The organism is Pseudogracilibacillus sp. SO10305 (assembly GCF_037072005.1).
GTDB lineage: Bacteria > Bacillota > Bacilli > Bacillales > Amphibacillaceae > Pseudogracilibacillus > Pseudogracilibacillus intestinigallinarum.
Genome location: NZ_JAXHDE010000005.1, coordinates 56,389 through 68,524, shown reverse-complemented (window position 1 = coordinate 68,524; position 12,136 = coordinate 56,389). Strand labels below are relative to the sequence as shown.

Below are 12,136 nucleotides of genomic sequence, written 5' to 3'. Positions count from 1 at the left end.
GCATATTCATAGCTCCTATCTTTCTGTTTAGTTTTATATTGATAATTGTTTTGATAAATTGTATAAATATTCGTCTACTTCGTGTTTTTCTTGTAAAACTACCTCATAATCTTGTGGGATTAATTCATTTTTCCACATCGTTACAATTTTACTTGTTTCACCTTCTAACAGTAAATCGACTGCCCTTCCACCTAATCTACTTGCGAGGACTCTATCTGTGGCTGTTGGTGTTCCACCACGCTGGATGTACCCTAATACTGTTACTCTCGTTTCAAGACCAGAAAGTTCTTCTATTTTACGACCATATTTAAACCCTTCGGCAACTCCTTCAGCAAGTACGATAATACTATGTTTCTTGCCTCGTTCTTGTCCATTTTTTAAACGAGAGACGACCTCCTCCATCGGTGTTTCAATTTCCGGAATAATGATACTTTCTGCTCCACCTGCTAACCCAGCATATAAAGCGATGTCTCCAGCATTTCTTCCCATTACTTCAATCACATATGTTCGTTCATGGGAAGTTGCAGTGTCACGAATTTTGTCAATTGCTTCAATGACGGTATTTAATGACGTATCAAAGCCAATAGTTCGATCTACACGAGCAAGATCATTGTCAATCGTCGCTGGAATACCGATCGTTGGAATGCCAAGCTCTGCTAAAGATTGTGCCCCTTTTAAACTACCATCACCACCAATAACGACTAATCCATCTATTTCATGTTTACGTAATTGATTAACAGCTAGAAGTTTTCCCTCTTCTGTCATAAATTCCTTACTTCGAGCGGAATAAAGAACTGTTCCACCTCGATGAATAATATCTCCAACAGAACCGAGTTCCATTCGTCTCATATTCCCTTTTATAAGGCCATCAAACCCATTATAAATACCAATTGGAACGATATGATGGTAAAAACATTTACGTACGACCGCACGAATTGCCGCATTCATTCCCGGTGCATCTCCACCACTCGTTAACAGACCAATTTTTTTCATTTTGTACCTCCTACATTGAGCCGTTGCATGAATTAGTATAACTTTTTTTATTTAAATATTGATTTGGCATAACGTTATTCTACATTTAGTACATACTATTCCCTTACATGGAGAAAGGATGGCCATTATAAACGTATCGTAAGTAGTTCGTAATAGAAAATAATTCTATTACCTCTATCTTATCACATTTATAAGACCATCCTTTTATTTATCCATTATTATACTTCACCGAATTCGCCCATCTGTTTAAACTTTTCCCAACGTTGGTTTAATAAGGCTTCTTCTGTTTCTTTCGTTAATGTATTGATCGATTGCTGTAATACCTTATCAATATTGGCAGCTTGTATTTCCACATTTCGATGAGCTCCACCTTGAGGTTCTGGAATGATCTCATCAATAATATGGAATTTCTTTAAATCATAAGAAGTAATTTTCATCGATTCAGCCGCTTTTTTCGCTTGTGTAGCATCTTTCCAAAGAATCGATGCTGCACCTTCTGGCGAGATAACAGAGTAAGTAGAGTTTTCTAGCATATGCACGTGGTTTCCAACCCCTAATGCTAATGCTCCACCACTTCCACCTTCACCGATTACGATACAAATAATTGGCACTTTTAACCCTGCCATTTCTTTTAAATTATATGCAATCGCTTCACTTTGTCCACGTTCTTCCGCTGCTTTTCCAGGTTCTGCACCTTTCGTATCGATAAACGTCACAATTGGACGATTGAATTTCTCTGCTTGTTGCATATGACGAATCGCTTTACGATATCCTTCAGGGTGTGGCATCCCAAAATTACGACGAATGTTTTCCTTCGTTTTCTTTCCACGTTGGTGGCCAATAATCGTTATTGGTTTGCCATGATAAAAGGCAATTCCTGAAACAATCGCTTCATCGTCACCAAAATAGCGATCTCCATGAAATTCGATAAAATCCGTAAATAAGTGCTGTATATAATCCAATGTCGTTGGACGCATTTGATGTCGTGCAATTTGCACACGATCCCACGGCTTTAAGTTCGAATAAATATCGTCTGATAATTTTTTTAAACGTTTTTCTAACGTATCGATTTCTTCTGTTAAATCAATTTCACTCGTTTGTGATAGAGCTTTTAATTCATTAATTTTATCTTTTAAATGAACGATTGGTTTTTCAAATTCTAGCACTTGGTTCATCGAGTTTGTCCTCCTTCAACTGAAACGACCTTTGTTTCAGGAGTTTTTTCTTCTGCTACTTCTTCTACTGCATGTAATGCTAAAATGGTCGTTAACAATTCTTTCATCTCATGACGATGAACGATACGGTCCAATTGTCCATGTTTAAATAAAAACTCCGACGTTTGGAAATCTTTCGGTAACTTTTCACGTGTCGTCTGTTCGATTACTCGTCTTCCAGCAAAGCCGATTAAAGCACCTGGTTCGGCAAAGTTGTAATCACCTAACGATGCAAAACTTGCCGTCACTCCACCTGTTGTTGGGTGTGTCATCACGGAAATCATTAGGCCACCCGCTGCAGATAAACGTTCAATAGCAACAGATGTTTTTGCCATTTGCATTAAACTTAAAACACCTTCTTGCATTCGTGCTCCACCTGATGCTGTGAAAATGATAAATGGAATCGAAAGTTCTCGTGCACGTTCTACTGCTCGAGCAATTTTTTCACCGACAACGGAACCCATACTTCCCATACGGAAGTTTGCGTCCATCACAGCAAAAGCTGTCGGAGATCCACCGATAAGCCCTTTACCCGTGACAACCGCTTCATTTAATCCTGTTTTCTGACGGTCTTTGTCCACCTTTTCCATATACTCTGGAAAATCCATTGGGTTTTCAGAAATTAATTCTTTATCCCACTCTTCAAATGTTCCATCATCAAACAAGCTATTAATTCTTTCCCAAGCATTTTGCTGGTGATGATAATCACAATTAGGACAAACGTGAATATTCTTTTCTAATTCTTTTCTGTAATATATTTGTGAGCAATGATCACACTTCATCATGATGCCTGCTGGTACTTCTGATTTTGCTTTTTCGTCTGGTATGACGACATTATTTTTATTTCTTGTAAAGATTTTTTTCAGCAATGATTTCCCTCCTTATTAACATTGCTTCTGAGCAAGTAATGTATAAAATATAAGATGTATAAGTTCCAATAATATATAACTATAGAGATACATTATCATGCTCATTTTTACTATACTTTAAAAAATTATACATTTCTAGTATTTTTATCATCTTTTCTATTTTAATGTATAAGGAGGCAATGTATCAAATATTATTTGTTTTCTAATGCACTTAATTGTCTCGTTTTTTCAGCAATCTCTTCAGGTTCTACTTCAATTCTCGCGACACCACTTTCCATCGCAGCCTTTGCAACCGCTTTAGCAACAGCTGGTGCAACACGTGCATCAAACGGATTTGGAATGACATAATCTTCGTTTAATTCTGTTTCAGTAATTAATTCTGCAATAGCTTCTACTGCGGCAATTTTCATTTTTTCATTTATTCTAGTCGCGCGCACATCTAATGCACCACGGAAAATTCCTGGGAATGCTAAAACGTTGTTCACCTGGTTTGGAAAATCTGATCGTCCCGTACCAATTACTTTCGCTCCTGCTTTTTTCGCATCGTTTGGTAAAATTTCCGGATCTGGGTTTGCCATTGCAAAAATAATCGGGTCTTTATTCATTTTTTTCACCATTGCTTCTGTTAATGCTCCACCGACAGATACACCGATAAATACGTCTGCACCTTCAATGACATCTTCTAAGGAACCTTCTAATTTTTTCGGGTTCGTTTGTTTTGCCACAATTTCTTTTACTTTATTCATTCTTCTAGGGCGTCCATCGTAAATGGCTCCTTGAGAATCACACATAATAATTTCGCCCACACCGAATTGATTTAATAAATTAATAATCGCAATCCCTGCTGCTCCTGCACCATTTGCAACGACTTTAATTTCTTTAAATGATTTGCCTACTAATTTTAATGCATTTAGTAATCCTGCAACCGTCACAATTGCCGTACCGTGTTGGTCATCATGGAAAATTGGAATATTTGTTTCCTTTTTTAAACGATCTTCAATAATAAAACAATTTGGGGCTGCAATATCCTCTAAATTTACTCCACCGAATGTTGGCTCAATTAATTTCACTGTATTAACGATATCGTCAATATCATTTGAACCGATACAAATTGGGAATGCGTCTACTCCAGCAAATGATTTAAATAGAACAGCCTTTCCTTCCATAACTGGCATTGAAGCTTCTGCACCAATATCCCCTAAACCTAATACAGCTGTACCGTCACTAACGACTGCAACCATATTCCCTTTCATTGTATAATCATACACGGTTTGTTTATTTTTATGGATTTCTTTACAAGGTTCTGCAACACCTGGTGAATAAGCTAAACTTAAGTCTTCAGAATTTTTCACTTCTACTTTCGTCTGTACTTCTAACTTCCCCTGGTTCACTTTATGCATATGTAAAGCTGCATCTCTTAATTTTGACATTGTATACATTCGCCCTTTCATTCCTACATTTCTCTTCCCACATGTCTGTCTCGTACAGTTGCATGTTTATAATATTTATTATTATAGCAAAAGATTTTTAAAAAGATAGTATTTTTTCTTATCATAAGTGATTATTTATTTTAATACAACGAAACCGGCTCCGAAAAATGTATGTAATTGCTGCATTATTTCATCGTTTACATTTAGTTTATATTGCTTTTCTAACATATATGCTTTATTTTCCCGTTCATCAAAAATAACGATGTGTCCATCACCTTGATTCGTTCGTGCAATCTGACGTAAAAAAGATAGCGCTTCTTCACGAGAACGGTCTTTCGATAATTTAATATATATTGTTTTCGGAGCAGATTGTTTCCATGCTTCTAAATCAAATGGAGTAATTTCGTTTGCAATCAACTGCTTTTTCTCACGGAAACTATCTGTTTTCCCTTGAATCATAACAATACTTTCTTCTTTAAACCAATGACTAATTTGTCTATATACAGATGGAAATACGACGATATCTATTTCTGAAAATTCATCCGATACCGTAGCAAACGCCATCGTTTCTGATCGTTTCGTATGTGTTTTACGAAAACTTTCTACGATACCGACTGTACGTATTTGACTATTTTTTGCTAATTCTTTTATTTGTGCAATCGATTGGACTTTTTCTAAAGATAGTTTTGTTCGAATACTTTCAAACGGATGGCTTGATACATACATATTTAAAATATTTTTCTCTTCTTGTAATTTTTCCATTAAAGAAAAGTCCTCCATTTCTACGTAGGCGGTTGACATATCCATCTTGGAAAATAATGTGCTACCAAATAACTCTGTCCGTTCATACGCTTGATCAATCGAGGCGAGTAAACTAGCTCGATTATCATATAAATCATCCAAGGCACCAGCTAAAATAAAAATTTCCAATGCATTTCGCTTCAACCCCTTGCAACGAAATGTAAAATCAAATAAATCTTTAAAGGCACCTTCTTTACGTGCTTGCATGATCAATTTAGCTGTTTCATAACCAATTCCCTTCATCGCTAGAAGTCCGATACGAATATTTCCTTCCTCCACAGAAAAATAAGCAAAACTTTTATTGACAGAAGGAGGTAATATTTGAATCCCGAATTGTTTCGCCTCACTTATATACGAAATCATTTTCTCAGGCTCATTTGCGACGGCACTTAATATATGGGCAAAAAAGTGTGTCGGATAATTCGCTTTTAAATAACTTAACTGATAAGCAATTTTACTGTATGCAACAGAGTGACTTTTATTAAACCCATAATCCGCAAATTTTATAATCCAAGAAAAAACTTCTTCCGCAATCGTTGCATCATACCCCTTTTGGGCACATCCTTGTATAAACCTTTCTTTTATATGTGTCATTTCCTGGTGGTCTTTTTTACTTACCGCACGACGTAATATATCAGCTTCTCCCAAAGAAAGCCCTGCAAAGGTATGTGCGATTTGCATAATTTGTTCTTGATAAATTAACACACCATATGTTTTTTCTAAAATTGGTGCTAAATCAGGATGAAGATAGGAAAAGTTTGTCGTGCCATGTTTTCTTTCAATATATGTCGGAATATAGTCCATCGGCCCTGGACGAAACAATGCGTTTACTGCGACCACATCGTCTAAGGATGTCGGTTTTAATCGGCGTAATACACTTTTCATTCCGTCAGATTCTAATTGGAAAATACCGTTTGTTTGCCCTTTTTGCAGTAATGCAAATGTTTTAGGATCATTTTCTGGTAAATGATGCAAATCAATCTTTACTTTTTCTGTCCGTTCAATGGACGTAACAATTCGTTCTAATAAAGTTAAATTACGTAATCCTAATATGTCCATTTTTAAAAGACCGATTTTTTCGAGTTCATTCATCGCATATTGTGTTAAATACGTCTCGTGAATCCCATGTGTTAATGGAACATGTTGGATCAATTTATCTTTCCCGATGACAATTCCCGCCGCATGTGTCGAAATATGACGAGGCAATCCTTCTAATTTCATCGCAATAGAAAATAGACGGCGCAATTTTTCAGAAGCTTTAATATATTTTTTTAAATCAGGAGAATCTTGCACCACTTCTAAAATTGTTGATTGTCGCTGTTGTGGAAGTTTTCTTAATATATATTGTTGATCTTCATCGTGCACTTGCATCGTCTTCATTAATTCCCGTAATAAAGAGCGTGCTGCAAATGTGCCAAATGTAATAATTTGTGCAACATAATCTGCGCCATATTTCTGTTTCACATATTGGATTACTTCATCTCGACGATTATCCGAAAAGTCAATATCGATATCTGGCATCGATACTCGATTCGGATTTAAAAAACGTTCAAAAAGTAAATCATATTTTAATGGATCGACATCTGTAATATGCAATAAATAACTAACGATAGAACCTGCTGCCGAACCACGACCAGGACCGACGACAATTCCATTGTCTTTTGCATATTGTACAAAATCTTGCACGATTAGAAAGTAATCATCAAATTGTAAATCATGAATCACTTGGAGTTCCATGTCTAAACGTTTTTTCGCTGCCTCTAGTTGATCTGGATATCGTTCTTGTAAGTTTTTTTCACATAATGTACGTAAAAACGAAGCTGCCGTCTCCCCTTCTTCTACCGGAAATGCTGGAAGTTGCACCCGATTGAAATCAAAATGTACGTAACATTTTTCGACAATTTCTTCTGTTCGATCCATCAATTCAGGCCAATATTGAAATACTCGCTTCATTTCATCTTCTGATTTCATATATCGTACTTGTTTTTCTTGTACGTTTTTCTCATCCCATTTTCTTCCATCATGCATCGCTTGCAAACAATCATATGCGATATAATCTTTTTGTTCTGCATAACGAACATCATGAATGGCGACAGCTTTTATATAAAATGTTTGTTCCAATGTACGGAATTTTTCTATATTTGTTTCTTCCATCATAGTATGGGAAATGCCAATATACAGATCTTCTTTATTCATTTTCGATGAAACAGTTTGAAGGAATTTATCTAGCTGGTCTTCCGTCCATGTTTTTTGTACGTACTCATTGTCTGCTGAAACAATCGCAATGAGCTCATCCATTGCTAACTCCTCAATCGTAGGCGATTCTTCCGTCTCTAATACCGTTGACATTTTGATTAGCTGTTCATATCCTGTATTATTTTTTGCGTAAAAAATAATTGGAATGGATATCCCTTCATATATATAAGGAACAACTAATCCTAAAATAGGTTGAATGCCACGACCAATACAAGCCTCATAAAATGCCACTGCTCCGTATAAAACACGTTCATCTGTCAAGGCTATTGCACGATAATTTAACATTTCCGCATGTTCGACAATTTTATCAATCGTCATAGTACTTTGAAATAAACTATAGCCGCTTCGTACTTGTAAATGTGTAAATGACATTATCTTCCCTACCTTTAATAGTTAGTATATCTATTATATCGATTTGTCTCATAGAATACATAAACGATGCATATATTGAATGTGAAACGGAGGTTGTACAATGGAAGAACGGTTTTTTACTTCATTTATACATTGTTATTTTATTGCCCTCGGTGTCATCATCGGTGGAGCGATTATCGGTAGTATCGGTTCATTCTTAACTGGTGAAGCTCCATTAAATGCAATGTTACGTATTGCTCAATCTTTAAAAATTTGGGCCATCGTCGCCGCCATCGGAGGTACATTTGATGTCATCGAAAATTTCCAGCGCGGCTTTTTAGATGGCTCTACATTAGATTTATTTAAACAATTATTATTTATTATTTCCGCTATGTTCGGTGTGAAAACAGCATTTTTAATTTTATCATGGTTCATAATAAAGGATGTAACGTAATGCATTTTTCACCTTATCATAAAAAACCGACATGGCAAAAGTTTCTCGCAGGGATGTTTTTCGGTGCGGTTGTCGCTTACACCGTATTTACATTTATGTACGGAAAAATGTATGAAAGTCTGCTAGCAAAAAATATTCAATTACATGCTGATATCGCTACATTGACGAAACAATATGATGCACTTATAGAACAGAAAGAAAAACTGGAACAAACGATGCCATATACGATTGGTTCAACGGAAGTCCGCTTTACGAATGAAAAACAGTTTCAACAAGATGCACTCATCCAACACCAATTAACAAATATGATTAAGAAAGAATTGGAAACTTTTATCGGAAAACCTGTACAAAGTGTCGCAGAAAACGATACCCTCCTTATTAAATTAATTGAAAATAATGTTTATACGATAGATGACTTAACATTTGAACTCCAAGTAAAAAAATTATTCATTTATGAAAAGCTTACATTATTTATTCAATTAAAAAAGGTCAATTAGTGAACATTTTTTGAATTTTACAAAAACTTTATAGTATAAACCGAAAATATCCGATAAAATGATAGTAAGATCATTATTTATAGAGAAAGAAAAAGCGGAAAGGATGGATGACATATGACTGTGTTAGATCGTAGAGAAATGCGGGATGAAAAAATCGCTCTTTTAAAAGAAGGACGAGCAGTATATGCGGAATCGCCTGAATTTATTCGGCTCATTAAGCGTGGCATTCATAAAGAAGATATGTGTGTAACATTTGAAGAAATTAATGGTGGTTGCTGGTTTATCCCTGAAAATCTCCAATCCGATGAATAAACAGACAAAAAGAGCTTAGAACCGTTTAACGAACAAACCTTTCAACATAAAAAACAAGTGTCAAACTTCTTCCTTTTATGTCGGCTCGTAATTCCATAACGGTCTAGCTCTCTATTTTTAATTATCCTTTATACGCTGCACAAAGTGCTTCTAAATCTTCCATAAAACGGTCTGCTTCTTCCCAAGATGATACAGATGCTCCTGAAGCTAATGGATGTCCTCCACCATTGTATTTTTGTGCAAGCTCATTAATGACTGGTCCTTTTGATCGTAAGCGGACACGAATAACATCTTCTTCCTCAACAAAAAAGATCCATGCTTTAATCCCTTTCACTTCCCCTAATGTTCCAACTAATTTTCCTGTTTCTAACGGAAGTACATCAAATTGCTCCAAAACTTCTTTCGATAATACAATTTTACTAACACCGGATTTTGTTAAAGTGAAATTTTGTAAAATATATCCACGTAAACGAGCGATTTTTACTTCTACATTGTACAATCCATCATACAATGCTTGACGATCAAATGGATACTCAATTAAATCTGCCGCATAACGGAATGTTTTATTATTCGTACTCGGAAATAAGAAGCGTCCTGTGTCCCCAACAATTCCACCGTAAATAAGCTTAGCCCCATATTCACTTAATTTCCATTCACCTTGTCCAAATAATAATAGTTCATAAATCATTTCCGAAGTAGAGCTAGCCGTCGTATCGACCCACATAATATCTCCGTAAGGGTCTACATTTGGATGGTGATCAATTTTAATTATTTGTTTCCCTAATTTATATCGCACATCACTAATTCGACCGGTGTTCGCTGTATCACATACAATGACAAGCGCATCTGTAAATATATCATCAGCAATGTCATCCATTTCAGCAAGAAATGTTAATGCAGGATCTTCCTCCCCTACAACGAACACGTTTTTCTCTGGAAAAGTTGTGCTTATCATTTCTTTCAAACCACATTGTGACCCTAATGCATCAGCATCTGGACGGACATGGCGGTGTAAAATAATCGTATCATTTTCTTTTATCGCATCTAATATTTGTTGTTTTGGCATTATTATTCCTCCCATTAGTTTCTTCATATCGTGAATATCTCTAGCATTTATTTACATTTGTCGCTACAATAGTAATAGAATTTTGAATATAGGAGTCGTGTTACTTATGTTTATTTTTGCAACGCTAATTATTATTTCAATCGTGCTCTACATTTATTATAAAGTAGCTATCTTAAAAACGAAAGATGGTCTTACACAAAGATATTTCAATGCGAAAGCACGAATTTTTTTAGGTTTATTTTTATTTTCATTCGGTGTAAACCAATATATTGCCTACCAAACGAAATTAATTTTATTTATCAGTGTCGTCTTCCTCTTCCTTGGTGGCCTACAAATGTTTGATGGTTTTAAAGAAGCAAAGCATTATCGTAACGAATATAAAAGACTACATCCAAATGAATAAATAGAAAGTAGGATGAGGTTAGGTCAAATAGAAAGTAGGAACACTTTAGTTCCTGACACTTTCATAACGTCCAACCTCATCCTTTTTTTATCTATCTAAAAGTTGTGCCATGAGCATTCCTTGGGCAACTAAATGTTTTCCGTTATATACTTCAACATTAATTTTTGCATATAAACGTCCTGCATCAAGCAATCTTGGTTTGATTGTTAATTTACTATCCATCTGTACTGGTTCAATGAAATATACATTTAAACTTTCTACTGCCATATTCCCTTTTTTCAAATGGATAAGTAATCGAGCACTCGCTTCTGTAATTAATGTTGTAAGGACCCCATTTGCTAATGTACCGAGTTGGTTCGTCATTTGTGGTGTTACCTCTGTATGGAGTACTGTCGGGTCGTCCTCTTCTGCATCTAATCCACGCGAAATGACATCATGAATTGTTTCCCCTACTTGTGGCTGTCTCTGCATTTCATTTAATGCTTTTAATACGTCCTGTCGGGAAACAAGCCCTTCTAATTCATGAACCGGACCGACGATTGGCACTACTTCAATCCCTTCCCATACCATAAGGTGGGCAACATATGCTAATGATGTTTTCGGTTGTACGGTAAATGGATTTTTCGTCATCACTTTTTCAATCTTTGTTTGATGATTGATGCCAACCACGTCTTTTGATGTAACCATTCCACATACTTTTCCGTCATCATCAATAACAGGAAAGCGCGTATGTTTTGTCATATCGTTTAAATTGTACCAATCACGAACTGTATCTGTATTGTATAAATGATGTACTTCATCATATGGTGTATAAATATCATCTACAAAGACAATTTCTTTTTTGATCATTTGGTCATAAATCGCCCGGTTAATCATTTCTGCAACCGTAAATGTATCATAACTCGTCGACATAATCGGTAAGTTTTTTTCATCGGCTAACTTTTTAATATGTTCTTTCGTGTCAAAGCCTCCGGTAATTAGAACAGCTGCTCCAGCTTTTAATGCTAGTTCATGTGCTTTTACACGGTTACCAACAATTAATAACGAATCTGCCTCTGTATAACGCATCATCGCTTCTAATTGCATGGCACCAATGACAAATTTATTTAATGTCTTATGTAAACCACCACGACCACCTAACACTTGTCCGTCTACCACATTAATTACTTCTGCAAATGTGAGTCGTTTGAAATGTTCTTTTTCCTTTCGTTCAATCCGAATGGTTCCGACACGTTCTATCGTACTTACTAACCCTTGATTTTCTGCTTCCTTAATGGCACGATAAGCCGTCCCATCACTTACGTCCAGTTCCTTTGCAATTTGGCGCACAGAAATTTTATGTCCAACTTCCAATGACATAATATGTCGAATAATTTGTTCGTGTTTTGTAGCCATTAAAATCACCAAGCTTTCATCTGTACTAGTCTGTTACATTAAAATAATTATACAGATGTTTTTCAAATAGCTCAATCAAAACACGCCATTTTGCG

General features: G+C 35.8%; 11 protein-coding genes. 4 read left to right on the top strand and 7 right to left on the bottom strand.

What is annotated here, in order from left to right:
- Nucleotides 1-33: 33 nt before the first annotated feature.
- From pfkA to dnaE, 5 genes are all read right to left on the bottom strand, one after another.
- On the bottom strand, nucleotides 34-993 hold the full coding sequence (pfkA, locus tag SPD45_RS06040; RefSeq protein WP_336266835.1) for a 6-phosphofructokinase: 960 nt from the start codon (nucleotides 991-993) through the stop codon (nucleotides 34-36).
- 218 nt (nucleotides 994-1,211) lie between these two features.
- Nucleotides 1,212-2,168, bottom strand: a complete 957-nt coding sequence (gene accA / locus SPD45_RS06035) for an acetyl-CoA carboxylase carboxyl transferase subunit alpha (RefSeq protein WP_336266834.1) — start codon at nucleotides 2,166-2,168, stop codon at nucleotides 1,212-1,214.
- Entirely contained in the window at nucleotides 2,165-3,076 is a 912-nt protein-coding gene (gene accD, locus SPD45_RS06030; RefSeq protein WP_336266833.1) for an acetyl-CoA carboxylase, carboxyltransferase subunit beta, read from the bottom strand. Before accD ends, accA begins: the two co-directional genes overlap by 4 nt.
- Before the next feature lie 191 nt (nucleotides 3,077-3,267).
- Nucleotides 3,268-4,506: an NAD(P)-dependent malic enzyme gene (locus SPD45_RS06025; RefSeq protein WP_336266832.1), complete on the bottom strand. Its 1,239-nt coding sequence runs from the start codon at nucleotides 4,504-4,506 to the stop codon at nucleotides 3,268-3,270.
- Between the two features lie 135 nt (nucleotides 4,507-4,641).
- A complete protein-coding gene (gene dnaE / locus SPD45_RS06020; protein WP_336266831.1) occupies nucleotides 4,642-7,935 on the bottom strand; it encodes a DNA polymerase III subunit alpha in 3,294 nt (1,097 codons plus the stop codon).
- Between the two features lie 100 nt (nucleotides 7,936-8,035).
- On the opposite strand from dnaE, the gene SPD45_RS06015 reads away from it, so the two are divergent.
- The 3 genes from SPD45_RS06015 (at nucleotide 8,036) to SPD45_RS06005 (ending at nucleotide 9,177) form a co-directional block, all read left to right on the top strand.
- Nucleotides 8,036-8,368, top strand: a complete 333-nt coding sequence (locus SPD45_RS06015) for a YtrH family sporulation protein (RefSeq protein ID WP_336266830.1) — start codon at nucleotides 8,036-8,038, stop codon at nucleotides 8,366-8,368.
- Nucleotides 8,368-8,865 carry a sporulation membrane protein YtrI gene (ytrI, locus tag SPD45_RS06010; RefSeq protein WP_336266829.1) on the top strand — a complete coding sequence of 166 codons (498 nt, stop codon included), beginning with the start codon at nucleotides 8,368-8,370 and terminating at the stop codon, nucleotides 8,863-8,865. Before SPD45_RS06015 ends, ytrI begins: the two co-directional genes overlap by 1 nt.
- Before the next feature lie 114 nt (nucleotides 8,866-8,979).
- Complete coding sequence (locus tag SPD45_RS06005; protein ID WP_336266828.1) at nucleotides 8,980-9,177, top strand: hypothetical protein; 198 nt, start codon at nucleotides 8,980-8,982, stop codon at nucleotides 9,175-9,177.
- 121 nt (nucleotides 9,178-9,298) lie between these two features.
- Here SPD45_RS06005 and SPD45_RS06000 read toward each other — a convergent pair whose 3' ends face one another.
- Nucleotides 9,299-10,243, bottom strand: a complete 945-nt coding sequence (locus tag SPD45_RS06000; protein WP_336266827.1) for a DHH family phosphoesterase — start codon at nucleotides 10,241-10,243, stop codon at nucleotides 9,299-9,301.
- Nucleotides 10,244-10,349: 106 nt separating this feature from the next.
- On the opposite strand from SPD45_RS06000, the gene SPD45_RS05995 reads away from it, so the two are divergent.
- The gene (locus SPD45_RS05995; RefSeq protein WP_336266826.1) at nucleotides 10,350-10,646 is read left to right on the top strand and encodes a YtpI family protein; all 297 of its coding nucleotides are present in this window, start codon (nucleotides 10,350-10,352) and stop codon (nucleotides 10,644-10,646) included.
- Nucleotides 10,647-10,733: 87 nt separating this feature from the next.
- Here the strand turns inward: SPD45_RS05995 and SPD45_RS05990 are convergent, their stop codons facing one another.
- Nucleotides 10,734-12,041, bottom strand: coding sequence for a DRTGG domain-containing protein (locus SPD45_RS05990; protein WP_336266825.1), 1,308 nt, complete (start codon nucleotides 12,039-12,041; stop codon nucleotides 10,734-10,736).
- Between the last annotated feature and the right edge of the window lie 95 nt (nucleotides 12,042-12,136).

Excerpts from the sequence above, each read along its gene's own strand:
- pfkA (WP_336266835.1), bottom strand. The coding sequence starts at position 993 with ATGAAAAAAATTGGTCTGTTAACGAGTGGTGGAGATGCACCGGGAATG.
- accA (WP_336266834.1), bottom strand. The coding sequence starts at position 2,168 with ATGAACCAAGTGCTAGAATTTGAAAAACCAATCGTTCATTTAAAAGAT.
- SPD45_RS06025 (WP_336266832.1), bottom strand. The coding sequence starts at position 4,506 with ATGTCAAAATTAAGAGATGCAGCTTTACATATGCATAAAGTGAACCAG.
- dnaE (WP_336266831.1), bottom strand. The coding sequence starts at position 7,935 with ATGTCATTTACACATTTACAAGTACGAAGCGGCTATAGTTTATTTCAA.
- SPD45_RS06015 (WP_336266830.1), top strand. The coding sequence starts at position 8,036 with ATGGAAGAACGGTTTTTTACTTCATTTATACATTGTTATTTTATTGCC.
- ytrI (WP_336266829.1), top strand. The coding sequence starts at position 8,368 with ATGCATTTTTCACCTTATCATAAAAAACCGACATGGCAAAAGTTTCTC.
- SPD45_RS06005 (WP_336266828.1), top strand. The coding sequence starts at position 8,980 with ATGACTGTGTTAGATCGTAGAGAAATGCGGGATGAAAAAATCGCTCTT.
- SPD45_RS06000 (WP_336266827.1), bottom strand. The coding sequence starts at position 10,243 with ATGCCAAAACAACAAATATTAGATGCGATAAAAGAAAATGATACGATT.
- SPD45_RS05995 (WP_336266826.1), top strand. The coding sequence starts at position 10,350 with ATGTTTATTTTTGCAACGCTAATTATTATTTCAATCGTGCTCTACATT.
- SPD45_RS05990 (WP_336266825.1), bottom strand. The coding sequence starts at position 12,041 with ATGGCTACAAAACACGAACAAATTATTCGACATATTATGTCATTGGAA.